The organism is Nonomuraea sp. B12E4, assembly GCF_039871825.1.
Lineage (GTDB): Bacteria > Actinomycetota > Actinomycetes > Streptosporangiales > Streptosporangiaceae > Nonomuraea.
The window spans coordinates 128,275-155,067 of the sequence record NZ_JBDPME010000018.1; the positions used below are offsets into that span (position 1 = coordinate 128,275).

Sequence of the window (26,793 nt, forward strand, 5' to 3'; positions counted from 1 at the left end):
CACCTGGCGGCCTGAATGGGATTGGATCTGAATTTCGTCCCGGACATCGTCAAGCATCTGGCGCTTCCGCTTGCCGGTCAGGCGTTCCCGGAGGCTGAGCCCGGCGACATCGTGGCAACGGCGGACAGGCTGGAGTCGCTGGCGAATATCCTCGACCGGATCAAGGCCGTCGACAGCGACTTCATCTTCCGCCTGCTGCGCGACGAGGCGTGGCAGGGCGAGGCGAAGGGTGCCTTCGAGAAGGTCTTCGCACAGCTCAGCGGTAACGATGGCGCGACTGCCCCGCCCTCGGGGGACGCGTTACTCGACCAGATCAAGAACGTGTTGCGAGCCGAGGCGGCGAGCCTGCGTGAGCACGGGGTGCGCATGGAGCACACCCAGTGGATGATCTACGCCGCGCTCGCCTTGCTCGCGTTCGCGATCATCCGTCTGCTGGTGTGGGTCTACGTCAACGGACCTGCCGTGTTCGCGCTGATCAACCAGCGAGCCCTGATGACCAGGGCATCGATCGCCGCGCTGAAGCGGAACGTCCTGATGGGCATGCTCAAGTTCGGCGCCTTGATGGGTGGTCTGGACCTGGCTGTGCAGACCGCGCAGATGTCGCCTCTGGGACATCGCGACCCCGGTGACTACGACTTCGTCTCGCTCGCGACTTCGACGGTCGGCGGTCTCCTCACCGGCGGCCTGTTCGGCGGCCTGAACGCCGGTCTCTCCCGGCTGGCCAGCCGGGAGATGGTCTACATCGCATCCAGGGCGGAGCTGTCGGTACGTGACAAGCTCGCCGCGATGAGCCAGAGCCTGTATGGACAGGCGCTGGTCGGTGGCGTCTCCGGCACGGTCGGCTCGATACCCGGTCTCGCGCTGAGCGGCAACCTCGACTCGTCGCACCTGTTCTACAGCCTTGTGTCCGGCGTCGCGGGCGGGCTCGACGTGCCGGCGGGGGCGCGCGTCAGCTATTACCCGCTCCCCGCCGGCGAGCTCTCCGGGCCGTCAACGGGCAGCCATGGCGCGCCCTTCGGCGACGGTCCGCCGACTTTGCCCAGAGCGGGTGACCCGCCGTCAGGGGCGGCCGCGGTTCCGGATTCGCCCGCGCAAACCCGCGGCACGACGCTGACCCAGAGCCATCCTCCTGTCCAGGAGCATCCTCAGACTGTCGTTCCGGATCGTGGCGCCGCCGAACCGGTCCGGATCGACAACAACACCGTGGTTTACCCAGGAAGAACCGCCGAAGTCCGGTTCAACGGCCCGGACCAGGTGGTCACCGGCCGAACCGGGCACGGCCAGGTCATCGAGGGCGAAGTGGTGCGCAGGACGGACGTGCCGGCACCTGGCGGCGCTCGGCAACCTCAGCCGCACTTACCACCGCCTGCCGCCGTACCGCCGCGGACTCCGGAGCACCTGCCGCCTGCCCATACCGGGCAGGGTGAGCGGCCCCAGCTTCCCGCACCGGAGCGGGCGGCTCAGAACCTGCCCGACACACGGGCGGCAGCCACGCGCCAGGTGCCGGCGGAGCAGACCCCCCTCACGCCCTCCCCCCAGCGGATCGATGCTCTCATCAACCGCGGCGCCGACGAAGCCCAGGCCCCTGTCACGCCTTCGGCGCATCGGGTCGAGTCCACGACGGAATCGGGAGGGAATCCCCAGGGAACGGTACCTCCACGGACACCGGCGTCGACGACAGAGGCAGCCGCTGATGTCGGCAGACCATATCTCCCTGACCCGGCGAGGGCGGCCGAGCAGGGCACGCCGAACCCGGCGCCGGCCGCACATCCGGTGCCACGCCAGGCCGAGCCGCCCACAGGCAGGATCTCCGAGCTTCTCCAGGTGCCGCCCCCTCTCGGCACTCTCGGGCCCGCTGGTCAGCGGGGTGTCCCGGCCCATCTCCCGCCCGGCGTGCGAGATGATGGGGCGGCGATCGTGCCGGCGGCCCAGCCCGAGATCCATCCGCCCAGGTATGTGGACATCGGCGCCTTCGGCGAAATGGTGCTGCACCGTGTCCAGCCCCCGGCGGACGCCCAGGCCGCGGCGCGCCAGTGGGCGGGCGGCCTGCCGATCGGGATGTGGCGCGCCCGGGCCGAGATCGAAAAGTGGCTGGCCGAGCTGCTGTCCGACGACGACAGGGACACGTGGACGGACCTGTTCCAAAGGGGAGCGACGCTCCCCGTCAACGGCAAGGTGCTGTATTTCAAACCGGAGGTAGGAGGCTTCAGGCACCTGCCGAACCCGGACGGGCCGCGCCAGTACGGGGTGTCGTTCGGCGGCGATGGCGTGGAGGCCAGAACGTCCAGATCCGGCGAGCGGCAGATGACCGCCGGGAAGGTCGAGATCTTCGACAATTCGGACGAAGCAGAGTCCCTTGCCTCGCCCGGCCTCGGGATCAAGCAGACGTCCCGTGAGAACTCCGCGGCGGGCACCGAGATCATGAGCGGCCGCAAGACGGTCGCCTACCAGCACGACTTCTTCGGGGCGGACGTATCGATCAAGGTCTACAGCGACGGAGTGGAGGTCCCCCACGGAGGCCGCGTTCCCGACCTGTCCGTGGTCATGCCCTTTCCCCACGAGTTCCGCCGGGAGGGCCCGCTCACGGCCGACGACCGCCCGTCGCCCATGCCGAAATATGAGGTCCCGCCGGGCGCGGCGCGGAGAATACCGGATCACGGTGTCATCGTCACCGCCCTGGACACCACACCCTTGGTGCTGGAAGTGCAGCGCCGGGCGCTGGAGGCCGGCATCCCGCCGCGAGAGGTCGTCAAGCTCACCAACGAGCTCATCTCCGCCGTGCACAGCGAGCAGGCGATGAAGAACCGCAGCCAGTGGTGGCTGACGAGCGGCTCCGCCTCTGAGGGGATGCGCTTCAAGAGCTCCGCGCTGCGCTCATCGGAAGGCGCCTTCAGGGTCACCGGTGAGGTCGTGCGTATGGAGCCTGTGGAGAAGACCAGAGCAGAACCGATCGAGACGCGTGTCCGTGACGACCTCGGACGGCGTACCACCAGCACCGAGACCCACCAGCATGGCAACACACTGAACCTGCGGTTCGGCGGGAAGCTCGGGTATTCCGACATGCTCTACGCCCGGGCCGCCGGCACCTTCCACCTGGGCGCCGCCCACAGCACCGCGGTGTCAGGCGGGGATCTGCCGAAGGTGACCCTGGTCGAGAGCACGGGCGTCACGCTCTACGATTCGGTCGTCCGGCTGCACCTCACGTCGGACAGCCTCGGTGCCTTCCAGGTCGACACGCGAATGGAGGTGGCTCTGCCCGTACGGGAGACGAGCCGGTTCGAGCGTGATGTCTTCGGAAGAGAACTGGTCCCGCCGTCGGCCGAGGCCGCCCGGTTGCGAGAGCAACCGGCGCAGGCAGGAGAGAACCTCGCGCAGGTGTCGAGCCGACCCATTATTCGGTTCGAAGTGCCGATCCAGCCGGCCCGCGCTCAGAGGCCGGCGTACGAGCCCCACCCCCAGGAACCGGCGACTCTGGCGGCGGGGCGCGGGCCAGGGCTCGGCACGCTGGCCCGCATGCCCCAAGGTGAGAATCTCGTGCGGTCGGTTCGCAACGCGCTCACATGGGCCGTGCCCGACCTTCCGGAGAAAGTGCTCTGGCAGGTGCTCCGGGATGTCGACGCCAACTTCGGCCGTCCCGCCCTTGAGGCCGACGTCGGTCATCTCCTGCACGGGATCGACTACCAGACCGCAGCCGGCAGATATCGGATCGAGATCTCGGCGCGTGGCGCGCTCGGCGAACTGCGCGGGGTCGAGGAGTATCCCCTGACGGTCAACGAGCGAAGGCTCACAGCGGCGGGAGCGCACACCGGGCGGTCGACCTCCATCGGCGGCGGTATCGAACTGGCCGGCAACGCGCGTATCCACCTGGGCGAGGTCATGCAGTACGACGCGGTCAAACTGGGTCTCCACGGGACGCGCGAAGCCACCAACAAGGTCGGCTTCGCCTCCCATCATTCGATTTACTACCGGACCGAGACCGAGGGAATGGTCACCGCGTTCCGCCGGGAGCTTCCCATCGACGTGGACCTGCGAGTCACGAAGTCCGGCACCGAGGTCGCCAACATATCGTGGCCTGTGGACGGCGTGACCGCGGAGATCGTCGTACCGCACCAGCACCTTCCTGAGACACCACTGAGCTCGAAAGACGCGGCGGACGTGGGTCGCGTCGTCCGGCTGGACGACCGGCCCGGCGACGTGGTCCCGCTCGGCGGTCGTGTCGCCGGTGTCTTCCGCGTCGGCGCCGTCCGCGAGCTGGCCATGGAACTGGCCACGGTCCATGCCGAGTGGGCGGGACTGCCGACACCTACATGGCGTGACGTGCCTCCGGAGATCCGGGCGGCCACCCGGCCCTCCGCCATCGAGGCGAACATTCGCCGGCTCACCTCGGAAGAGGGCCTGACGATCAGGCTGCCCGACCGCGAGGGCCGGCCCGGGGAGATGCGCGTGCGAGTCGACCTGGCCGGCCTGGAACATGTCAAGTCGCAGGAGGGCGTGGAGTACGAGCAGTACACGAACGCGAACTCCAGGATCGTGACCGGCCAGGGCACCAAGACGGGTGTGGAAGGCTATGTCCATACCGGACTCCGCGCGAAGTTCGGGCACGTCGACCAGGACCCAGCCACGAACCAAGGCGGCGGGGGGTCCTCAAGGAAGATCGTGGGCGCAGGTGGCGCGCACTTCGGCGCCAAGCACACCTCCGGGAGCAGCGCCTACGAGGGCGGCATCGATGTCGCCCGGGCCACCTACGGCGGCGAGTCGCACTGGTACCGCGGTGACCTGTCCGTGACGGCGACCTGGAAGGACGGCGCGGGCGACCTGGGCCCGACCGCCCACCTGCGCGTGGAGAAGATCGCGGACCTCATGGTGCCGGATCGGCTGGCACGGCACCTGGGTCTGGAAGGCCCTTCAGGCACGGTGCCGCCGGTCAGCGAGCACCGTGCCTATGTGGCAGTCGAGCCGGCTATGAACTCGGCCTTCGTCGAGCACCTCGACGCCAAGTCGGTCCTTCCCGAGGTCGTCAAGGTTCTCCGCGAGCAGGGGGCCCTGCCCGGGAACAAGGACGAACCCCTGATCATGGAGTTGCTGCACGCCCAGTACGGTGAGGACGCCCTGTCGACGAAGCTGATAGGGCTTCAGCACGGCGTGACCACCTGGCTGCCTGTCAGACGTCCGCACGGTTTCACCGAGTACGTCGGCATCAGAGTCAAGGGCACCGTGCTGGACGGAACGCACACGGCGGAACGTCCGGACGTCAGGCTGATGCTCCGGAGCGAGCTCGCCACCGGCTCCGGAACGGTGCGCGAGACCGAATCGACCAAGGGTGCCAAGGCGCTCATGCGCTTCAGCAGGCAAACGGAGGACAACTACACCGGCGGCGAGGCGATGGCCAAGCGCGGCACGGCGTCGGAGGCGACGGACACCCACGCGACGAACGTGAAAGACATCAACCGGGTCCAGACCTACGACCCTTCACACGAGTTCACCCATCCCGTTCAGTTCGACATCGAGGTCGTGCGGAGCAAGGAACCACCGCCCGGTCTGGGGCATCTGCTTCGTGGGACCGAGAACCTCCTGCGCCAATGGGACAGGCTCACCAACGGCTCTGCCGAGCAGCTATGGAACAAGCATCGCGGGCCGTCGACGGCCCACAGTCTCACGGGTGGTGAGGTCCGGCTCCTGGTGCCGGAACATCTCACCGTGCCCGTCGCTGAAGGCACGCCGGTCACCGGCCGGTCGGTCATCGTCGGTGAGGCCCCGCGCTGGTCGAGGCCCGTCGAACCCCTGTCCGTGAACGCGGCGCTGCGTGAGGTCGCCAACCAGGTCGCCATTCCCGCGGCGGACCTGATCCCCGAGTGGGCGCCGGTGGCCGCGCTGCCACCGAAGTCGCGTGGGCCCGTGCCCTCGCTCTCTGATCGGCCCGCCGGGTACGAGCTCTCCCGGCCGCGAGGCATGCTCCTGGCCGAGGCCGGCAACCCCAGAACGGTCCGGGCTCAGCTGAACGCCCTGCTCGCACACGAACATGTCGTTCCTGGCCTGGGCTCCGAGAAGATCCGAGTGGGGATCAACGTGCACCGTGCGCAGGAGATCGCTGGTGCGAGCGTCAAGCAACGCCTCTACACCCAGACGATGACGACGTCCGGCCATGGGCAGGGCCACAGCAGAGACCTCCACGGCCGGGTAGGCCTGTCACGCGGCCAGGGCACTGAAGGCGCCGGCAACGCCGGCTGGGAGGTAGGGCGCGGGTCCGGCACGGACATGGCGTCCCGCAACGGCAACATCCGCGAACGCAACCGCGAGATGTCCACCGACACCAAGTACTACGAATGCGCCATCAGCCTCGTCTTCCACGGTCCGGGCAGGGACCTGGTCATCGACGTCCCCAACGGGCTGCACATCCGGCTCACCCCTGACGACGTCGAGATGCTCGAGCGTGAGTATCCCGGATTCATCTTCGGCCCGCCGAAGAATGAACCGCTGAGCCCTGGTTCGCAGGTCGCGGACCGACCGGAGCCTGAGCCGGGGGAGGAGCGGCCCGGAGCCGACTGAGCCCCGGACCTGGCACCCCGGCGGCCCCGGCCCGCTCGGGGGACCCGGTCGTGGGTCACCTAGCATCGGACGGGTGGATCATCCAGGGGTCGGCGCGGGGGAGTCCGCCCCCGTGGCGGTGTTCGAGGAGCAGCGGCCGCGGCTGTTCGGGCTGGCCTACCGGCTGCTCGGCTCGGCGGCGGAGGCCGAGGACATGGTGCAGGAGACCTACCTGCGCTGGCGCGCGGCCGGGCCGGTCGAGGTGCCGGCCGCCTGGCTGACCAGGGTGACCACCAACCTGTGCCTCAACCAGCTCGCCTCCGCCCGGCGCACGCGGGAACGCTACGTGGGGCCGTGGCTGCCCGAGCCGGTGCTGACCGGCGACGGCGCCCTCGGCCCGCTGGAGACCGTCGAGCAGCGCGAGTCCGTGTCGATGGGCCTGCTGATCCTGCTGGAGCGGCTGAGCCCGGTCGAGCGGGCCGTGTTCGTGCTGCGGGAGGCGTTCGGGCACAGCCACGCGGAGATCGGCGACATCCTGGGTGTCGAGGAGGCCCACTCCCGCCAGCTCCACCGCCGGGCCAGGGCGCACGTGGGGGAGCCGCGCAAGCGGTTCGAGAGCGACCGGGAGCAGCACCGGCGGATCGTGCGCGGCTTCCTGGCGGCGACGCTGAACGGTGACGTCGCCGCGCTGGAACGGCTGCTCGCCGACGACGTGGTGGCCTGGGCCGACAGCGGCGGCACCATGACCTCGGCGCGCCGCCCGGTGCGCGGACGCTCGACGGTGGCCCGCTACCTGCGGGGCCTCAGCCTGCGGCCCGAGGTGGCCGGGCTGGTCCTGGAGGTCACGGAGGTCAACGGGGAGACCGGCGTCTACGTGCGCGGCCAGGCGGGCACCCTGGTCGCGGTCCTGGCCATGGAGATCGCCGGCGACCGCGTCGCCGCCGTACGGACCGTTACCAACCCAGCCAAACTCGCCTTCGCCGAGAGACAGTTCGCTCGCCTGTAACGAGCCTCCATGTGAGGACGATCACACGAGGGCGCTGTCACGGATCGGCGGGCTCACCGGTTCAAGTTGGGACTCGACAGGGAGGAACCATGACGAACCACATCGTGGTGCTGGGCGCCGGCTACGCGGGGCTGGGCGCGGCCAAGCGCGCCGCCCGCCGGTTGCGTACCGCCGACGCCCGGGTGACGCTGGTCAACGCGGCCGACCGGTTCGTGGAGCGGATACGCCTGCACCAGCTCGTGGCCGGGCGGCGGCTGCCAGATCTGCCGCTCGCCGGGCTGCTCGACGGCACCGGGATCGACCTGGTGGTGGCCAGGGTGGTGGGGCTCGATCCGGGGGCCAGGACGGTGCGCCTGGACGCGCCCCCGTACGAGCTGCCCTACGACGTGCTGGTCTACGCCCTCGGCAGCGCCGACGACCTGGATTCCGTGCCGGGGGTGCGCGAGCACGCGTACTCGCTCGGCACCGCCGACGCGGCGGCCCGGCTGCGGCCGCGGGCGGCGGAGACGGACTCGGTGCTGGTGGTGGGCGGCGGGCTGACCGGGATCGAGGCGGCCACCGAACTGGCCTCCGCCCGGCCCGAGCTGCGCGTCTCGCTGCTCTCCGCCGACCCGGTCGGCCCCGGCCTGTCCGTACGGGGCCGCCGGCACATCCACCGGGCCTTCCGCCGCCTGGGCATCACCGTGCGCGAGAACGCCCCGGTCGCCAAGGTGGGCCCGGACGGTGTACTGCTGGCCGACGGCGACGAGGTGCGCGCCGAGACCGTGGTCTGGGCGGCCGGCGTGCGCGTCCCCGGCCTGGCCGCGGCCTCGGGCCTGACCACAGACGCGCGCGGCCGGGTGGTCGTGGACCGGGCGCTGCGCTCGGTGTCGCATCCGGAGGTGTTCGCCATCGGCGACGCGGCGGCGGCCGACCGGAGCGGCCGGCCGACCCGCATGGCCTGCCAGACCGGCCTGCCCATGGGCCTGTACGCGGGCTCAGGCGTGGCCGACCTGCTCACCGGCCGGAGGGTCCGGCGAGCCATGTTCCGCTACGTCTGGCAGAACATCAGCCTCGGCCACCACGACGGCCTCACCCAGTTCACCCGCCCCGACGACAGCCCCCTCGACGCCGTGATGACCGGCCGCCGCTCAGCCACCTTCAAGGAGGCCATCACCCGCGGCACCGTCTGGGTCATGCGCCACCCCGGCCCCTACCTCCTCTGATCAGGGACCGGTCATACGCCACCTGGGCCCCCAACGCCTTGTCTGCCAACCGGGCCCTTACCTCCCCTGACCGGGCATGTGCCACTCCCGCCCCGGCCTCCCCGACGAAGGGCCCTTACCCCGGCCATGCCTCACACCGCCACGCGTCCCCGTCCCACTCGACCTCGAACGGCACCGCGTGCGGCAACGGCGCCCCCCAAACCCGCCCGCCCAGCCCGCACAGCGCGCTCAGCCCCACCGTCAGGCTCCCGACGTGCCCCACCACGGCGACGGTCTCGCCGGGATGTGCCGTCACGATCGAGGTCAGAGCATCCACCACACGGGCGGTCACCGCGTGCCCGTCCTCGCCGTCGCCCACCGCCTCGTCGAGCTTCCCGTCCACGACCCACGAGCGAAGCACCTCGGCGGTCCGCGCCCGCACCACCGGATCGCTGGTCCCCTCCAGCTCGCCGATCCCGAACTCGGCCAGCTCCGGCAGGGTCGCGACCCCGTCGAGACCGACCGTACGGGCGATGATCTGGGCGGTCTGCCGCGCCCGGACCGCGGTGCTGGCGTAGACCCTGGTGATGCCCTCCCCGATGAGCCGCCGCGCCGCCTCCCCGGCCTGCACCCGCCCCCTCCCGGTCAGCCGGGCCAGCGGAAGCGCCCCGGCCGCCGAGGAGACGACGTTCTCGGACTCGGCATGGCGCAGACACAACAGGCGAACGTGATCGCTCATACTCCCGACCCTACGAGTTCGCGGATCAGACAGGGCTCACCGAACCAGGCCCGTCGAAATTTCGCCTGGATACGAAGAGCCGGATATATCGGCCAGGCGGCGGGACCCCGCACATGCGGAACGCTCCCCTGCGAAGGCCCGTCTTCGTGGCCTTCCGGGGAGCGCTCCTGGTTGTTTCGGGTGAGCTAGCGGGCGCCGGGTGGTTTACCAGTCGCCGCCGCCGAAGTCACCGCCGCCGAAGTCACCACCGCCACCGAAGTCGCCGCCCCAGCCGCCGCCGCCGAAGTCGCCGCCGCCACCGAAGTCGCCACCGCCGGCGTCGCCGCCCCCGTCGGCGTAGCCCTCCGCGTAGCCGGCGCCGTAGCCGCCGTAACCAAAGCCGCCGAGCATGCTGCCCATCATGGTGCCGATGAACATGCCGGTCATGATGTCGCCGAAGCCGCCGTAGTAGCCGTAGGCGTAGGGCTGGTAGGCCGGGCCCGCGTCGTAGTAGGGGCGGCGCTGGCCGTCGACCATGACCTCGCGCATCTGCGGGTCGAAGCCCCGCTCGACCGCCTCGGCGTCCATCTTGCAGGCGGGCACGTCGCGGACCGCGCCACCGGGCGGGGCCCAGCGCACGTCACGGACGGACGGGCCGTGCTGCGGGTTGAAGAAGCAAGGTGCGCGCCGCTCGGGGACCGGGTCGTTGTTGACCTTGGCCTTCACCACGGCCAGCGCGTAGCGGCCGTCCTCGAGGGTCTGGGTGACCTCGCGCACCTGGTCGGCGCGCTGCACCGCGGAGAGCTGGGTCTTGGCCTTCTCGTAGGAGTCGAGCGCGGTCTGCCACTCGTCGATGTGCGTGCCGCCCTGGCCGGCCAGGGTCACGTCGGTGTCGAGAGCGGTGATCTCCTCGCCCAGCTTGGTGACATCCTCGTCCACGGTCTGCTTGACCGCGGCCAGGTCCTTGGCCTCCTGGATGGCGCGCTTCTTCTTCTTGTTGCTGGAGTAGAGGAAGTAGCCGCCACCACCGACCACCACGAGCGCGCCCAGGGCGATCAGCGCGGCGGTGCCGCCGGCACCGGGGTTGGCCTGGCTGCCGGGGTCGAGGGCGGCGCGGGTCTTGCCCGCCACGGCGTTGTCCACCCGGTTGGCGAAGTCCTTCATCCCGGCCACGACGTCAGTGGGGTTGGCGGTGGTGGCGCGCCGGGCCAACTGGCCCGCCAGGTTGGCCTGGGAGATGGAACTCGAGGCCGAGTAGAGGGTCGTGCCGTCCAACACGGCGAGCGTGGCCGACGGGGCACTCGCGGCGGACATCGCGGAGCCGAGGCTCTCCATGAAAGGCTTGATGTTGGAGTTGTTCACCGTGCCGTCCGGGAGCGCCACGGTGTAGATCTTGCTGTCGGCCCCCTCCAGTGCGTCACGGATCTCACTCTGCTGGTCCGACGTGAGCGAGGAGCCGGACACCACGTAAAGCGGGTCGTTTCTCCAACTGGACACCACGGTGTTGGGGTCCGGTGGAGCCGCCGCGTTGGCGGCAGGGGACAGCGCAAGAACGACGATTAGACCGGCGATCAGAGCCGAGATCACGGCCCCTGCTCGGCGCAGCGATTGGGTCATTGGCAGCAAGCCTCCTTCGCCCTTGAAGACGAACGGGCGGTCGGTAAAGTTCCTCACTGCGCACGTTACCCGCCCGGGGCCGGGCGAGCGCGTACTGTGACCGAAGATCCTGGTCGCGGAATGGCCCACGATCCCCACGCGAGGGTTTTCAGCTGTCCTTGATCTCGCAGATCGTCGCCCCGGACGTCACCGCCTGGCCCACCGCCGCGGTCAGCCCCGTGACCGTCCCGGACTTGTGCGCGGTCAGCGGCTGCTCCATCTTCATGGCCTCCAGCACCACGACCGTGTCACCCTCGCCCACCACGTCGCCGTCCGAGGCCACGACCTTGACGATCGTGCCCTGCATGGGGCTGACGAGCGTGTCCCCGCCGGCCGCCGACCTCTTCGAGCCTCCGCCGCCGCGCCGGGGCGTCTTGTTCGCGGTGGGCGTAGCGCCCGTCCTGCCGAGCCCGGCCGGGAGGACCACCTCCAGGCGCTTGCCGCCGACCTCGACGGTGACCGTCTCCCGGGTGGCGGCCTCGTCCGCGGCGAGCTCCGCGGAGTATGGCGCGACCGTGTTGTCCCACTCGGTCTCGATCCACCGCGTGTGTACGGTGAACGGCGCGGAGGCGAAGGCCGGATCGGCGACGACGGCCCGGTGGAACGGCAGCACGGTCGGCATGCCCGAGATCTCGAACTCCGCCAGTGCCCGCCGTGAGCGCTCCAGCGCCTCCTGCCGGGTGCGCCCGGTCACGATCAGCTTGGCCACCAGCGAGTCGAACGTCTGCGGCACCGTCATCCCGGCCTCGTAACCGGCGTCGAGCCGCACGCCGGGCCCCGAGGGCGCGCGCATGACGGTCAGCGTGCCGGGCGCGGGCAGGAAGTTGCGGCCCGCGTCCTCGGCGTTGATCCGGAACTCGATCGAGTGACCGCGCAGCACCGGGTCGCCGTAGTCGAGGCTCTCCCCGTCGGCGATCCGGAACATCTCCCGTACCAGGTCGATCCCCGACACCTCCTCGGTGACCGGGTGCTCGACCTGCAACCGGGTGTTGACCTCCAGGAAGGAGATCGTCCCGTCCTGCCCGACGAGGAACTCGCACGTCCCCGCCCCGACGTAGCCGGCCTCCCTGAGGATGGCCTTCGAGCTGGCGTACAGGACCTCGATCTGCTCCGGCGACAGGAACGGGGCGGGCGCCTCCTCCACCAGCTTCTGGTGGCGGCGCTGGAGCGAGCAGTCGCGGGTGCTGACCACGACCACGTTGCCGGTCCGGTCGGCCAGGCACTGGGTCTCGACGTGGCGGGGCCGGTCGAGGTAGCGCTCGACGAAGCACTCGCCGCGCCCGAAGGCCGCGACCGCCTCGCGTACCGCCGACTCGTACAGCTCGGCGACCTCCTCCAGCCGGCGCGCCACCTTGATGCCGCGCCCGCCGCCGCCGTACGCGGCCTTGATCGCGATGGGCAGCCCGTGCTCCTCCGCGAACGCCACCACCTCCTCGACCCCGGACACCGGATCCTTGGTGCCGGGGACCAGCGGCGCGCCGACCTTCTGCGCGATGTGCCTGGCCTGCACCTTGTCCCCGAGCGCCGCGATGGCGGACGGCGGCGGCCCGATCCAGATCAGGCCCGCGTCGATGACGGCCCGGGCGAAGGCGGCGTTCTCGGCCAGAAAGCCGTAGCCGGGATGCACGGCGTCCGCCCCGGCCCGTCGCGCGACGTCGAGCAGCTTGTCCATGTCGAGATAGGTCTCGGCGGGAGACTGGCCGCCCAGCGCGTAGGCCTCGTCCGCCACCCTGGCGTGCAGGGCGTCGAGGTCCTGGTCGGCGTAGACGGCCACGCTGCCGATCCCGGCGTCCTTACACGCGCGGGCCACTCGCACGGCGATCTCGCCGCGGTTGGCGATCAGAACCTTCCGCACCTGCCCCGTCCTTCCTCAAACGTTTGCTCAGCGGCCCAAATAGGCCCCGCCGTTCACATGGAGCACCTGCCCGGTGATGTGCCTGGCTCCCGCGGAGGCCAGAAAGAGAACGGTATCCGCCACGTCAGCGGGCGTGCCAGGGCGGCCGTTGCGAGTGTTCTCCACCCTCGCCCTGATTCCCTCCTCCGTCAGGCGGCCGCGGAAGAACTCGGTGTCCACGACGACACCGGGGGCGACGACGTTCGCCGTGATGCCCCGGGGGCCCAGCTCGGCCGCCAGGTCGGCGGTCCAGGACTCCAGGGCGGCCTTGGCGGCGCCGTACGAGCCGGAGCCCGTGCCCCGCGCGGCGAGCGAGCCGATCGTGACGACCCGGCCGCCCCTGCCCATGCGCGGCGCCAGCGCGGTCGTGACGAGCACGGCGGACATCAGGTTGGCGTTGAGGTTGGCCCACCACGCCTCGGCCACGTCCATCAACTCGTCCGACTGCCTGCGCTCCATGTTGGTGTTGCCGCCGGCGTTGTTGACCAGCACGTCCACCCGCGGCGGCAGGTCGTCGACGGCCTCCTTCACCGCGACCGGGCTGGCGGCGTTGAAGGCCACGTGGTCCGCGCCGAGTCGCGAGGCGGCCTCCTTGAGCACGTGCTCGCGGCGGCCGGTGATGGTGACGTGGTCGCCGAGCGAGACGAACGCGGCGGCCACCGCGTAGCCGATGCCGGTGCCGCCGCCGGTGATCACAACCTCGCGCATGGGCGGAAAGCTCCTGGTTGAAGCCGAACAATCCTCCGGATAGACCATAGCCGCTCGGCATAACGGGAGCGACGGCCGGTGGACCCCCTTAGGGTGAGGGCGCTTTCACACGGTTCAGGAGGATGCATGAGCCAGAGTATGCTCGGCGGCGACCCCGCGGAAATGCAGCAGATGTCCACGCAGTTCACCCAGCAGTCCGAGGCGGTCCGGACGACCATGACCGCGCTCGACCGCGAGGCCGCCAAGGTCGGCACCGCGTGGACCGGCCCTGGAGCACAGCGTTTCCAGCAGGCCTGGCAAAACTACCGCACAGCCTTCCAGCGGATGACCGAGGAACTGCAGGAGGCTTCGCGGGTCATCGGCACCTACCGACAGAACATCGAGTCCGCCACCAGATGATCAACGGACGGAAGCCCTGGCAAGGGCGCCGGGGCTTCTTCCGTTGAACCGGACAGGCGGCCGATTCCGGGCAGGCTACGCTTTACCCCCATGATCGGTCGCGTGTTCCTGGCGAGCGTGCTCGCCCTGCCCGCCCTCGCGGCGCCCGCGGTGGCCGCGGCCGACGACTGCAACCCGAAGAAGGGCACGGTGCAGTTGCCCGCCAGCGAGCCGTGGGCGCAGAAACGGCTCGACATCAAGAACGCCTGGCGCCTCACCAAGGGCGCGGGGGTGACGGTCGCCGTCGTCGACAGTGGCGCGGATCTCCACCCGCAGGTGCAGCTTTCCAAGATCATCGACGAGACGCACACCGGCTACCAGGACTGCGTGGGGCACGGGACCGCGGTCTCGGGCATCGTCGGCGCCCACTACATCGCCGGGGTGCCCTTCCACGGTGTCGCGCCGGACGCCAGGATCGTGATGATCAAGCAGAGCAACAAGGCCGAGGGTGACGTCGCCAAGCTGATCAGCGGGATCGACGACGCCGTGGCGGCGAAGGCCGACGTGATCAACGTCTCCGTGCGCGCCTCCGACACCCCCGGGCTGAGGGCGGCCGTCCAGCGGGCGCTGGACCAGGACATCGTCGTGGTCGCCGCCGCCGGCAACGTCACCGGTCCCGACGACCAGGAGGTGCCCGCCTATCCCGCCGCGTACGAGGGCGTGCTGGCCGTGGGCGCCGCCACCCCCGACGGGCGCCGCGCCGACTCCTCCAACGCCGCCACGCCCGTGAGCGTGCTCGGTCCCGGCACGGACATCACGGCGCCCTGGCCGGGCCGCAGCTACATGCGGGGTCTGCAGGGCACGAGCTTCGCGGCGCCGTACGTGGCCGGCACCGCCGCCCTGGTGCGCTCCCGTTTCCCCGATCTCACCAGGGAACAGGTACGCCAGCGCATCATCGCCACGGCGGACGGCACGGTCGGCGCCGGCAGCGGGACGGGCATGGTCAATCCCGTGCTCGCGCTCACGGCCGTGCTGCCGTACGAGGCCGTGAACGCGCCCGTGGTCGCCGAGCCCCCGCCCGCCGCGCTGCCGGTGGGTGCCATCGCGAAGGTCCCGCCGCGCGACGAGAACGCCTTCGGTGTCTCCTTGGCGGTGGCCGGCGCGACGCTGGTCGCCATCATGGTCGCGGGCGCGCTCGCGCTGCTCGTACCGCTGGGACGGCGGCGGGGATGGCGCGCCGGACGCGTGTCCTGAATGTGACCTGATGATGAAATGTCAAATCGACGCTGAAACTACTGATGCAAATGTGGCGGATTTGGTTGAATGTCCCTTCGAGATCATGCATTAAGTGAAGGGATGGAGATGCACCCCCTGCAGCCGGGCGATCCCGAGGATCTGGGTGCGCACGTCATCTCTGGACGGCTGACCGAGGGGCCGCGCGGCGTGGCCTACCTCGGCAGGGAGTCCGATGACCTGCCGCTGAGAGTGATCAAGTTGTTGCGCCCTGACCCCGAAACGGGCGGCGACGACGTCGCTCGGTTCGACCGGGTGCAGCGCGTCTCCAGTTCGCACATCGCCAGGGCACTGGCGCACGGCATGCACGGCGACCAGGCGTACGTGGTGCGCGAGCACGTCGAAGGACGCAGTCTCGCCGAGATCGTGGCGGAGGACGGCCCGCTCGACGGCGACTCGCTGGAGCGGCTGGCCACGGGCGTGCTGACCGCGCTGACCGCGGTGCACCTGGCCGGGATCACGCACCGGGGGCTCACCCCGAACAACGTGATCGTCGCTTCCGACGGCCCCCGGGTGACCGACGTCGACCTCGGTGAGCCCGTCGGCGAGGTGGGATACCGCGCGCCGGAGCAGATCCGAGGGCTGGGTTACGGGCCCTCCGCCGACATTTTCGCCTGGGGCGCGATCGTGGTGTTCGCCGCGACCGGGAAGCCCCCGTTCGGCCAGGACGCCGACGCGGTGCTCGACGGGGAGCCCGAGGTGGGCGACCTGCCGGAGCGGCTGCGCCGAGTGGTGCTGCCGGCGCTGTCCAAGGACGTCGGCAAGCGCCCGACCACGTACACGGCGCTGCTGCAACTCCTGGGCGACAAGCGCGGTGAGGCCGCCGCGATCGCGACGCAGAAGCTTTCGTCCATGCCGGGCGCGCCGATCGAGGGCGTGCCGGTGCAGGGGGCGCCTGTCCAGGGCGTGCCCCCGATGGCCGGGCCGCCGCAGTGGGGGCCGCAGGTCCCGCAGGAGCCCGTGCCGGGTGGCCCCGTGCCGCCGGGGCCGATGATGCCGGGCGCTCCCATGCCGTCCGGTCCCATGCAGGGCGGTCCCCTGCAGGGTGGTCCTCCCATGCAGGGCGGCGGTCCCGCACCGTACGGTCCCGTGCCGGGTGGTACCGAGCCGATGCAGGGCGTGCCGATGCCGCCTCCCGCGCCCGTGTGGGGGCCGCCGCAGGACGCTCCGCAGCAGCCGCAGGTACCGCAGTCGGTTCCCGGGCAGACGGTGCCCACCCGCGGGCCGCGCAGGCCGTTCCCGATGGGCCTGGCCGCGGCCGTGGGAGCGCTGGCGTTGCTGTCCGGCGCGGCGCTGTGGGGAGCCAACTACTACGCCCCCACGCAGCGCATCGAGACGGTCGCCGCGGCGGGGGACGCGTCCCCGTCCGAGGGCGGTGCCGCGGGGATCGGCGGAACGGACAACTCGGTCGCCCAGCCGGCCCAGCCGCAGCCCCAGCAGAGCCAGCCCGAGGTGACCGTGCCATGGGCGGCCACCCCGAGTGCCGATCCGGACGACGTGGGCCCGATGGTGCTGCCGACCGAGTGGACGACGCCGACGCCGCCCGAGCTGAGCACCGTGCCGACGCCGATCCAGATCCCCACCCAGCCGGTCATTCAGCCGACCACGCTGCCGACCGCGGGCCCGGCCACCGTGACGGTGACGCCGGTGCCGACCCCCACGGTGACGGTGACGCCGACGCAGAGCCCCACGCCGTACCCGCCGTCGGCGACTCCCACGCCGACCTCGACGGAGACCGGGACCCCGACCGAGACCGCGACCCCCTCGCCCACGCGGACGAGGCACAGGTGGCCCAACCGGCACTCCCCGAGGCCGACGGCGACCGTGACGGCCTCGCGCACCCCGACGGCGAAGCCGACCGTGACGGTGACGGCCAAGCCGCCGGTGACGGTGACGGCCAAGCCGCCGGCGAAGCCGAAGCCGACGCCGAAGCCGACGCCGTCGTTCGGGCTGACGATGCCGGCGACGCCGTCGGCCAAGCCCACCAAGGACACCCCGCCGACGGAGACGCGCAACCCGAAGAATCCGGTCGCGGTCTGCGGTCCGGGCTTCAGCGTGCAGCGTCAGCAGGCGTTCCGCGGTGGTGAGACGTTCCAGCTCTACAACAACTCCACCGGTGAGAACTGCGTCGTCACCATGAAGACGGTGGACGTGGGCAAGTCCACTCCGGTCAGCGCCACGCTCGAAGTGCAGGGGGGCGCCAGCCGGACCGACAGCGCCTCGTACGAGTTCTACGCGGGGCCGGTCAAGCTGCCCGCCAAGGGCAAGTGCGTACGCTTCCGGGGCAGCGTCGGCTCAGACGACTCCAATTGGTCCAACTGGTCCAACTGCGGCTGATCCAGCGAGACAGAACCCCCTCCGGGCGTGATCACGGAGGGGGTTCTTCGCTTTGACGACGGGGTCGATCGGTCGGGGGCGGTCAGCGGCAGGTCGAGCCCGTCAGGCACGCAGGCTGGTTGGGGCGGAGGCCGGTCGTCCTCTCGTCCTTCGACGCCGTCCGCGCTGCTCAGTAGGGCCGGTAGGGGCCGCCGCCATCCAGTGAGCTGATGCCCGGGTGGTGGGCGAGGTCGCCGTAACGGCTGTAGGTGTACAGGACGCCGGCGATGATGTTGTCCACCGGCTCCCGGATCTTGGTGTAGCCGGGCAGCGCGTGCGCGTTGAACGTGGGCGGGATGGTCTGCATCAACCCCTGGGACGGCACACCGTTCTGGGCGTTGATGTCCCAGTTGTTGATGGCGTTGGGGTTGCCGCCGGACTCGTGGTAGATGATCGTCCAGATGCGCTGGATGTCCGTGGGGTCGTTCGGGTCCAGATCGCTCACGTCCAGGCCCCGCTGCCGCATGATCGCCGCCATCTCCGGCGACTTGATGATCGTGATCGCCTGCTTGATCCAGTCCACGACCTGGGCCTTGGGCGCGGGCGCGTTGCCGTACGACGAGGGCGCGCCGGCGCCGCCTCCGCTCTGGACGCCGCCGGGACCGCCCGGATCGTCCGCCGAAGCGAGCCTCGTGGAGGGCTGATAGCCCACCGTCCTCTGCCAGTCGACTCTTTGGTCGCCGGGCTGGAAGTCGGTGCCGCCGGGCTGGCGGATGCCGTGGAAGAATTGGAACCCGTGCTGGCCGAGCTGGCCGTCGATGGCGGTCTTGGCCGTGGTTAGGGCGCCCTCGGCGTCGGCCACGGCCCGGTTGGCCGTGGCGACGGCGCCGCTGAGCGACTGCACCCCCTGCAGATGGCTGTCGATGTCATCCTGCGCGGCGTCGGGATGCTGCTGCTTGTAGGCGTTCTCCTCCGTCACCGCGGTCTGGTGGAGGCCGTCGATCGTGCCGTACGCGCGCTCCAGGGCGCCGGCGGCGGTGTCGAGCGCGCCGGCACAGGTGGTGACCGCGCCTTTCAGGTCCGCGCCCGCCCGCGGGTACGCGGCCATGTACGTGTGGAAGGCGTCGGCCGAGGCGCCGCCCCAGGCCCGGCCCACCTCGTCGACATAGCCGGTGAGCTTGCCGGTCGAGGTGTCGACGTGGTTGGCGACCGTGCGCAGAGCGGTGGCGGTGTTCCTGATCGCCTGCGGGTCACCCTTGACCTTCTCCTTCAGCGAGCCCAGGGTCGCGACGAGGCCCATGCTCAGGAGGCGTTCTCGCCGCGGCGAAAGTTGGCGGCGACCTGGCCGAGGGCTTCGTCGACGTTCTTCAGCCGGCTCCGTCCGGCGCCGAGCTCCCCATTGACGGAGTTCCAGACCTCGTCGACCTTCGCGGCCAGGTCGCCGGCGCCCTCGATGTCACCGAAGATGTCGGCCTTGGTATCCCCCTGCGGCGCCGGGGTCCTGCTGCCGACGAATGCGTCGTCCACCTTGAGCATGTTCCGCACCCGGAGGGCCTGTCGTCCGCACTCCTCGATCGCCTGGATGTGCACATCCACGAAACTCATGGAACTCCCTGACTGTCCGCGAAGTACGCCAAAAACCGACAATAGTCGGCATTCGCCTCTGTTGTCCCGGGGACCCCGGCAACCACGCGTCCTACGCCGGCTCCAGGAAAGCGGTCTGGATCAGGCGCGTGCCGCTCCTCCTGTCGACGTGGAAGCCGCGGCCGACCGGCAGCGGCTGCGGGCGGACGTTGCCGAAGAGCTGGCCCTCCTCCCGGTTGCCCGACATGATCAACGCCGGGCTGGCCATCTCCTTCATGCGCTGGACGGCCTGGTCGTACATGGCGCGGCCGGCGCCGCCGCTCTGCCTGGCCAGCACCAGGTGCAGGCCGATGTCGCGGGCCTGGGGCAGCAGGTCGGCCAGCGGCGCCAGCGGGTTGTTCGACGTGGCCACCAGGTCGTAGTCGTCGACCACGATGTACAGGTCCGAGCCCTGCCACCAGCTTCGCGACCGCAGTTGCTCCGCCGTGAGGTCGGCCGGGGGCAGGCGTTTGAGCAGGGCCGAGCGGGCGTCCTGGATCAACTCGGTGGCGGCGGTGCTGGAGGCGGCATAGCCGATGCGGTGCTCCGTCACCGCGGTGTCCAGCAGCGCACGGCGGTAGTCGATCACGATCATCATGGCCTCGCTCGGCGTCTTCCTGGCGACGACGCCCTCCATGATCAGCCTGAGCACGTTGGACTTCCCGCACTCGGTGTCGCCGAACACGATGAAGTGCGGGTCCGTCTCGAAGTCGAGCGTGACGGGCGACAGCGTGTCCTCGTCGATGCCGAGCGCGATCCGGTTCGCACCCGTCTGCTCGGGCCCGGGCATGGAGGCGGCGGGCAGCAGCGAGGGCAGCAGGCGTACGGGCGGCGCGGACGGCCCCTGCCAGGACTGCCGCACGACGTCCGTCATCGACCGCACCCCCTCGGCCACGTCGTCGGCGCCGGTCTGCCCGTCGATCCTCGGCAGCGAGGCGAGGAAGTGCATGCCGTCCCTGGTCAGACCCCGCCCCGGCACTCCTTCCGGCACCGCCAGCGACGCCTTCCTGCTGATCTCCGACTCGTACGCGTCCCCCAGCTTGAACTCGATCCTGGTGCCGAACAGGTCCCTGATGCCCGCCCGGAACTCCGACCACTTGTTGGTGGCGGCCACCACGTGGATGCCGTACCCGAGCCCGCGCGCCGCCAGGTCGGTGATCACGGCCTCCAGGCTCTCGAACTCCTGCTTGATCGTCAGCCACCCGTCGACGACCAGGAACACGTCGCCCCACCCGTCACCCGCGAGGCTGCCGTCGGCCACCATGCGCCGGTAGGTGGCGATGGACTCGATGCCGCGCTCGGCGAACTCCCGCTCCCGCTGCCGCAGCAGCGCGCTGACCTCGGCGACGGTCCTGCGCACCCGGTCGGCGTCGAGCCTGCTGGCCACGCCGCCCACGTGCGGCAGCCCCTCCATCGCGGTCAGGCCGCCACCGCCGAAGTCGAGGCAGTAGAACTGCACCTCGCGCGGCGTGTGGGTGAGCGCCATGCTGGCGATCAGCGTGCGCAGCACGTTGCTCTTGCCGCTCTGCGTGCCGCCCGCCACGCCGATGTGCCCGGCCGCGCCGGACAGGTCCAACCAGTACGGGTCGCGCCGCTGCTCGAAGGGCCTGTCGATGATCCCGATGACGGCGTGCAGCCGGCCCCGGCCCTCCCAGCCCGGCGTGGACAGGCCGAGCTCTGGCGTGACCGAGAGCGGCGGCAGCAGGTGGGCGAGCGTGGGCGACTCGGCGAGCGGCGGCAGCCAGATGCGGTGGGCCGGCGGGCCGTGTCCGGCCAGGCGGTTCACCATGATGTCGAGCAGGCTGTTCTGCGCGGCGCGCTCGTTCAGCTCCGTGGCCGGCTCCTGCCTGGGCTTCTCCTTCACGATCGGGAGCGGCACGAAGCCCGGGCCGTACTCCACGACCTGCCGCAGGATGGTGTGGTCGCCCTCGGCGTCGGAGCGGCCGGCTTCCGGCTGGTGGGCGCCGGACACGTACGCGGCCTTGAACCTGGTCATGCCGCTGGTGTCGAACTTGAGGTAGCCGTTGCCGGGCGCGGAGGGCAGCTCGTAGGCGTCGGCCACGCCCAGCACGACCCGGCTCTCCATGGCGGAGAAGGTCCGCAGGCCGATCCGGTAGGACAGGTGGGTGTCCAGGCCGCGCAGCCGGCCCTCCTCCAGGCGCTGCGAGGCCAGCAGCAGGTGCACCCCGAGCGAGCGTCCCAGGCGGCCGATCATCACGAACAGCTCGATGAACTCGGGCTTGGCCGACAGCAGCTCGCTGAACTCGTCCAGGACCACGAACAGCGTCGGCAGCGGCCGCAGGTTCGCCCCCTGCTCGCGGGCGCGCTCGTAGTCGCGCAGCGAGGCGTAGTTCCCGGCCGAGCGCAGCAGCTCCTGCCTGCGTACCATCTCGCCGTGCAACGCGTCGTGCATGCGGTCGACCAGCGGGAGCTCGTCCTCCAGGTTGGTGATGACCGCCGAGACGTGGGAGAGCGACTCCAGCCCGAGGAAGGTCGCGCCACCCTTGAAGTCGACCAGGACGAAGTTGAGTATCTCCGAGGAGTGCGTGACCGCCAGGCCGAGCACCAGCGTGCGCAGCAGCTCGGACTTGCCCGAGCCGGTGGCGCCGATCACCAGCCCGTGCGGTCCCATGCCGCCCTGCGCTGACTCCTTGATGTCCAGCTCCACGACCCGCCCGTCGGCGCCGAGCCCGATCGGCACCCGCAGCCGGTTACGGCCGGCCCGCGGCCGCCAGGTGACCGCCGGATCGAGGCGGGCCGGGTCGCCCACGCCCAGCAGCTCGGTCAGCGTGGTGTTGACCGACAGCACGTCCTCGACCTCGCCGCCGGCCGCCGCCGAGGCGCGGAGCGGCGCGAGCTGCCGCGCCAGGCCCTCCGCCCGCAGGTAGTCGACCCGGTCGGGGTCGCCGAGCCGCGTCTTGTGCTCCTTGCCGGCGTGGTCGATCTTGACCATGTGGAAGCCGTCCGGATGGACCTCCAGCCGCAGCGTGTTGTTCTCCTCCACGTCGGCCGTCGAGCGTGACAGGTCGATCACCGTGACGCCCTGGATGGCGTCGCTGCCGAGCTGGGAGTCGTGCGGCACGTGCCCCCCGTCCAGGATCAGCACGTGGTAGGGCAGCGCGTCGGCCGCGGCGCCCGGCCGGAAGCGGGCGCGCTCCCTGAGCTCCTTCCCGACCAGCCGGTCCAGCTCGCCCAGGTTCTCCGTCATCAGCCGTACGGGGCCCGCCGCGTCCACCTCCTCCGGGTGCAGCGCGTGCGGCAGCCACTTGACCCAGTCCCAGTGCGGCATCGCGTCCGACCCGGCGCACACCATGATCCGCATGTCGTCGGGCGAGTGGAACACGGTGAGCTGGGAGATCATGGCGCGGACCAGGTCGCGCGTGACGCCGGGGTCGCCGGTCAGCCGGATCCTGGCGAACGAGCCGAGCGCCACGGCGACGGGCAGCCCGGCGACCGTCGAATGCGCCCTGACGAACCTGCGCAGCGCGCCGGCCGACAGGGCGTCCAGGTCCTCCACGGGCTTGGAGTCCGGCGGGATCAACTGGATGGCCAGCTTCTGGACGCCGGTGCCGAGCCGTACGGTCGCGAAGTCCTCGTCCCGGGGGCGGCGCTCCCACAGCCGGGGGCTCATGGCGATCCACCACAAGGCGTCCGGCTGCGGCCCGCTCCACTCCAGGGCCTCGCGCTGCTGCTTGGCCGCGCGCTTGGCCTGCTTGCGGACCTGGCCCAGATACCGGAAGTAGTCGCGGCGGGCGCCGTTGAGCCGGTATTTGCGCTCTCCGGACTGGCGGCCCATCTGGCCCAGCGTCATGCCCACCATGGAGAGCGCGAACAGGCCGCTGGCCACGTACATGATCGGGTTGGCGTTGCCGCCGGCGGTGAACATCAGGCCTATCGCGGCGGCCCCCGCGCCCATGGGGAGGTAGGTGAGAACCGCCGAGAAGCCCTGGCTCTGCACCTCGGGAATCTCGGGCGGCGATTCGAGAAGGACCTCGCCGCGGGGGGGCTTGGGGCCGGGGCGGCGTTCCGGGCGACGTACGACGACGATGCTCATCAAAGACGTTCTTACCAGAAGAGACCAGATATGTTCTCTCTTGTCCGTGGCCACCGGTGGGGACGGAGAGACGAGTTGGGACAGATGGTTCAGGGACCTCCACCAGGTCCGCCGCCGTTCCAGGGGCCGCCCCCTGGACCGCCACCGATGCCCGGCCCGCCGCACGGCTACCCCGGCCACCCGCCCCGCCCGCCCGCGGGCCGGGATCCCAACCAGCAGGGCCCTGTTCAGCAGGGTGCGCTCGCGCAGGTGCCGATGCCGCTGCCGGCACAGTGCCATGTGACGATCGTCGGGCCGAGACGCAAGGCCGACCTGGCCCTGCCCGCCGACATCCCGCTGCCCAACGTGATGCCCAGCCTGCTCCGCGCGCTGGGCGAGGTGGGCGGCGAGTCCGCGGCGGCGCCCGGATGGACGTTGCAGCGGCTCGGCGGGGCGCCGCTCGACCTGGGACAGAGCCTGAGCATGCTGGGCGTGCTCGACGGCGAGATCCTCTACCTCAGGCCGCGCGAGGCGACCCAGCCGCCGGCGCTCTATGACGACGTGGCCGACGTGGTCGCCACCGGGGTGCGCCTCGGCGGTGGCGCCTGGTCCGACAAGCACACCAGGGTCATGGGCGCCGCCGGCGCGACCGGCCTGCTCGTGCTGGGCGGGATCGGCCTGGCCCTGTCCGGCATGTCAGGGTTGGTCATCACGATCGTGGCCGGGCTGCTGGCGCTGCTGCTGGTCGTCACGGGCGCGCTGCTGTCCAGGGCCGTCGGGGACTCGCTGGCGGGGGCGCTGATCGGGCACGCCGCGTTGCCGTACGGGTTCGTCGCGGGCCTGTTCGCGCCGTCCGGCGGGGCGACGGCGTTCGGGTTCGGCGCGCCCCACCTGCTCGCGGCGCTGGCCTGCACGGCGCTGGTCGCAGCCGTCGCCGGGGCGCTGATCTCCGACGGCGTTCCCGGCTTCCTCGGTACGGCCGTCGCCGCCACGGCCGGGGCCATCTGCGCGGCCGTGGTGATGGTGTGGGCACCGACGCCGGCCGGAGTAGTGGCAGTGGCCATCGCGGTACTGCTGGCCTTCACCCCGCTGGTGCCCACGCTGGCGTTCAGGCTGGCCAAGGTACCGCTGCCGGCCATGCCGACCACCGCCGAGGAGCTCCGCAACGACAACCAGCTCCTGGATGCCTCGGCCATCCAGGAGCGCACGAGGATCGCGCAGCGCTACGCCACCGGGATGGTCGCCGGGGTCGGGCTCTTCACGCTGGCCACGCAGGCGTTGCTGGTGCTCCACGACGACTGGGTCGCCTCGGTCATGACGGTGTCGCTGTCGCTCACGCTGATCATGAGAGCCCGCTTCTTCCGGGGGCTCGGGCAGCGCGTCTGGCTGGTCGGCACGGGGCTGGCGGGCTTCGCCATGCTGGCGCTGTCGCTGATCGGCGACGGCGGGGTCGTCGGGTCGCTGTCGGTGGCCATCGGGGTGTTGTGGCTGGCGCTGATGACCGTGGGCATCGGCCTGTGGCTGACGATGGGCAAGCCCTCGCCGTTCTGGGGGCGCGCCGGCGACATCCTCGACATCGTGCTGATCGTCCAGCTCTTCCCGCTCGCGCTGGGAGTGCTGGAGGTCTACACGTGGGTGCGCGGGCTGTCCGGCTGATCGTTCGAAACAAGGAGCAGGGATGCAGGAGTTCGGAGATTTCGCCAAGATCGACATCGACAAGCTGCTCAAGGGGGCCGACAGGCAGCTCGCCCTCCTCGGGGAGTTCCAGCAGAATGTCGGCTCGCTGGTCGGCCGTGCCCAGGACGAGGACGGCTTCGTCACCGTGGAGTACGGGCAGGAGGGCGTGCGCGAGCTGGAGCTGCACCCCAAGGCGATGCGGCTGTCCTCTGGGGAGCTGGCCGAACTGATCAAGACAGCGCTCAAGGACGCCACGGACGACTTCCAGAAACAGCTCCACGAGGCGGCGGGCGAGCTGTTCGGCGAGGAGGACAACCCGATGAAGTTCGACCCCGAGGCGATGACCGAGCGGCTCCACGCGGCGCAGCGGATGCACGATCGCGCGTTCGAGGACGTGATGGGGGAACTCGACGGCATCCGACGTCGGCTCGGCCTCTGACGCGGCCCGCAAGCGCCTGCCCTCAGGCCAGGACGAGAAGAGGCGTCCACCAGCACTTTTATCGCACGGTAGCCATAGCGCTACCGATCCGTAATCTGATGTTCCTGTGATTTCTGGGATCAATGATGGCTAACATGCCATTTGATGTTGTTAACGGGGGTAGTCCCTTTCGGAGGTGAACACCCGCCGTAACAGACGATCGACCTTGGAGGTCCCGTGTCACTGTACGGCGCAAGTCCTACTCAGCTGACGACAGCGGCTGGCTACTGCCAGGACACCGCCCAGTACATCGAGGGGATGCGGCAGCGAGTCCAGCAGATCAAGGGCGACCTGACCGCGCAGGGCTGGAAGGGCGGCGCCTCGCAGCGCTTCAGCCAGGCGCTGGATCAGTGGGACGTCGAGTTCAGGCAGGTCATCAAGATCCTTGAGGACATCTACGACCGGATGAACATCGGCGCCGGCGTCTACCGCAACGCGGCCGACCAGAACATGGACATCGCCGGCGGCTTCGCCAGCGCAGGCCAGGCCGGCGGACGCATCGACTCCCTCATCAACGCCAACGGCTGAGCAGGACGGAGAAGGCCATGAGCACGACGCCCGAAGATTACACCTTTGTCAAGTTCCCCTCGATGGAGGTGGCCTACGAAGAGCTCAAGAAGGTCATCACCGAGCTCGACAGGGTCACCGACGACCTGTACCAGGACATCAAGAGGGAGCTCGGCCCGAGCTGGGAGGGCGAGGCCCAGCAGTACTTCGACGTCAAGCGCGAGCAGTGGAACCAGCACGAGAAGGCCATGGGCCAGCAGCTGTTCCAGGCCGCCGAGGCGGTCAACATCGCCAAGGGCAACTACGAGAGCGCTGAGCGGCGCAACATCAGCATCTGGACGGACTAGCCCAGCTCGTCCATTCCTCTCGGTCATCGCCCGGGGCGCGGTGGCCGAGAGCATTGTTCCCAGGGGTGAGGAATGAGCTACGATCCGGAGCCCGACCCGCTGCAGGTCAACCCGTATCTGTTCGACGACGACGGGCGTGAGCACTCGCCGTCCACCATGAGGGCGATCGCTGTGGAGATGCGCAGCGGCCTTGACGCCATGCTCGGCAGAGGTGAACGGCCGAACGGCAACATCAACCAGATCTCGACGGGCAGCGAGCTCTCCACAGCTCAGATCGGCCAGTGGAGCGACGCCCAGGCGCTCGCACTGACCATCGGGTCGAGCAACGCCGGCAGGAAGTTCGCCGATGTGTACCAGAGGTTCATCGAGGCGTTTGAAAGCGTGGTCGAGGCCATCGAGGCCAATGCGGACAATCATGACAGGGCTCGCCGGGAGAACGAGGGGTAGTGC

Annotated in this window: 18 protein-coding genes; 11 read left to right on the top strand and 7 right to left on the bottom strand. The window is 70.4% G+C overall.

Going from position 1 to position 26,793, the window contains the following annotated elements:
• Nucleotides 1-15: 15 nt before the first annotated feature.
• The 3 genes from ABGB18_RS32885 to ABGB18_RS32895 all read left to right on the top strand — a co-directional run bounded on the left by ABGB18_RS32885 (nucleotide 16) and on the right by ABGB18_RS32895 (nucleotide 8,736).
• Entirely contained in the window at nucleotides 16-6,546 is a 6,531-nt protein-coding gene (locus tag ABGB18_RS32885) for a hypothetical protein (RefSeq protein WP_347699536.1), read from the top strand.
• Between the two features lie 73 nt (nucleotides 6,547-6,619).
• Entirely contained in the window at nucleotides 6,620-7,531 is a 912-nt protein-coding gene (gene sigJ, locus ABGB18_RS32890) for an RNA polymerase sigma factor SigJ (protein ID WP_347699537.1), read from the top strand.
• A gap of 89 nt (nucleotides 7,532-7,620) precedes the next feature.
• Nucleotides 7,621-8,736 (top strand): FAD-dependent oxidoreductase, encoded by a 1,116-nt coding sequence (locus ABGB18_RS32895; protein WP_347699538.1) that lies wholly within the window; start codon nucleotides 7,621-7,623, stop codon nucleotides 8,734-8,736.
• A 115-nt stretch (nucleotides 8,737-8,851) separates the two neighbouring features.
• Here ABGB18_RS32895 and ABGB18_RS32900 read toward each other — a convergent pair whose 3' ends face one another.
• From ABGB18_RS32900 to ABGB18_RS32915, 4 genes are all read right to left on the bottom strand, one after another.
• Complete coding sequence (locus ABGB18_RS32900; protein WP_347699539.1) at nucleotides 8,852-9,454, bottom strand: histidine phosphatase family protein; 603 nt, start codon at nucleotides 9,452-9,454, stop codon at nucleotides 8,852-8,854.
• Between the two features lie 204 nt (nucleotides 9,455-9,658).
• Nucleotides 9,659-11,050, bottom strand: coding sequence for a hypothetical protein (locus tag ABGB18_RS32905; protein ID WP_347699540.1), 1,392 nt, complete (start codon nucleotides 11,048-11,050; stop codon nucleotides 9,659-9,661).
• A gap of 148 nt (nucleotides 11,051-11,198) precedes the next feature.
• Nucleotides 11,199-12,944: a biotin carboxylase N-terminal domain-containing protein gene (locus ABGB18_RS32910; protein ID WP_347699541.1), complete on the bottom strand. Its 1,746-nt coding sequence runs from the start codon at nucleotides 12,942-12,944 to the stop codon at nucleotides 11,199-11,201.
• Nucleotides 12,945-12,971: 27 nt separating this feature from the next.
• Entirely contained in the window at nucleotides 12,972-13,691 is a 720-nt protein-coding gene (locus ABGB18_RS32915; RefSeq protein ID WP_347699542.1) for an SDR family oxidoreductase, read from the bottom strand.
• A gap of 126 nt (nucleotides 13,692-13,817) precedes the next feature.
• On the opposite strand from ABGB18_RS32915, the gene ABGB18_RS32920 reads away from it, so the two are divergent.
• From ABGB18_RS32920 to ABGB18_RS32930, 3 genes are all read left to right on the top strand, one after another.
• Complete coding sequence (locus tag ABGB18_RS32920; RefSeq protein WP_347699543.1) at nucleotides 13,818-14,090, top strand: WXG100 family type VII secretion target; 273 nt, start codon at nucleotides 13,818-13,820, stop codon at nucleotides 14,088-14,090.
• A 90-nt stretch (nucleotides 14,091-14,180) separates the two neighbouring features.
• A complete protein-coding gene (locus ABGB18_RS32925; RefSeq protein ID WP_347699544.1) occupies nucleotides 14,181-15,323 on the top strand; it encodes a S8 family serine peptidase in 1,143 nt (380 codons plus the stop codon).
• A gap of 102 nt (nucleotides 15,324-15,425) precedes the next feature.
• On the top strand, nucleotides 15,426-17,699 hold the full coding sequence (locus ABGB18_RS32930) for a hypothetical protein (RefSeq protein ID WP_347699545.1): 2,274 nt from the start codon (nucleotides 15,426-15,428) through the stop codon (nucleotides 17,697-17,699).
• A 169-nt stretch (nucleotides 17,700-17,868) separates the two neighbouring features.
• On the opposite strand, the gene ABGB18_RS32935 is transcribed toward ABGB18_RS32930, so the two are convergent.
• From ABGB18_RS32935 to eccCa, 3 genes are all read right to left on the bottom strand, one after another.
• Nucleotides 17,869-18,978 carry a transglycosylase SLT domain-containing protein gene (locus ABGB18_RS32935; protein ID WP_347699546.1) on the bottom strand — a complete coding sequence of 370 codons (1,110 nt, stop codon included), beginning with the start codon at nucleotides 18,976-18,978 and terminating at the stop codon, nucleotides 17,869-17,871.
• Nucleotides 18,979-18,980: 2 nt separating this feature from the next.
• The gene (locus ABGB18_RS32940; RefSeq protein WP_347699547.1) at nucleotides 18,981-19,283 is read right to left on the bottom strand and encodes a hypothetical protein; all 303 of its coding nucleotides are present in this window, start codon (nucleotides 19,281-19,283) and stop codon (nucleotides 18,981-18,983) included.
• 91 nt (nucleotides 19,284-19,374) lie between these two features.
• Nucleotides 19,375-23,355 carry a type VII secretion protein EccCa gene (gene eccCa, locus ABGB18_RS32945; RefSeq protein WP_347699548.1) on the bottom strand — a complete coding sequence of 1,327 codons (3,981 nt, stop codon included), beginning with the start codon at nucleotides 23,353-23,355 and terminating at the stop codon, nucleotides 19,375-19,377.
• A gap of 147 nt (nucleotides 23,356-23,502) precedes the next feature.
• Between eccCa and eccD the strand changes: the two genes are divergently transcribed.
• The 5 genes from eccD to ABGB18_RS32970 all read left to right on the top strand — a co-directional run bounded on the left by eccD (nucleotide 23,503) and on the right by ABGB18_RS32970 (nucleotide 26,790).
• Nucleotides 23,503-24,990, top strand: a complete 1,488-nt coding sequence (eccD, locus tag ABGB18_RS32950; protein WP_347699549.1) for a type VII secretion integral membrane protein EccD — start codon at nucleotides 23,503-23,505, stop codon at nucleotides 24,988-24,990.
• A gap of 22 nt (nucleotides 24,991-25,012) precedes the next feature.
• Nucleotides 25,013-25,450, top strand: a complete 438-nt coding sequence (locus ABGB18_RS32955; RefSeq protein WP_347699550.1) for a YbaB/EbfC family nucleoid-associated protein — start codon at nucleotides 25,013-25,015, stop codon at nucleotides 25,448-25,450.
• 216 nt (nucleotides 25,451-25,666) lie between these two features.
• Nucleotides 25,667-26,017: a WXG100 family type VII secretion target gene (locus tag ABGB18_RS32960; RefSeq protein WP_347699551.1), complete on the top strand. Its 351-nt coding sequence runs from the start codon at nucleotides 25,667-25,669 to the stop codon at nucleotides 26,015-26,017.
• A 17-nt stretch (nucleotides 26,018-26,034) separates the two neighbouring features.
• A complete protein-coding gene (locus tag ABGB18_RS32965; protein WP_347699552.1) occupies nucleotides 26,035-26,343 on the top strand; it encodes a WXG100 family type VII secretion target in 309 nt (102 codons plus the stop codon).
• A 72-nt stretch (nucleotides 26,344-26,415) separates the two neighbouring features.
• Entirely contained in the window at nucleotides 26,416-26,790 is a 375-nt protein-coding gene (locus tag ABGB18_RS32970) for a hypothetical protein (RefSeq protein WP_347699553.1), read from the top strand.
• Nucleotides 26,791-26,793 lie beyond the last annotated feature (3 nt).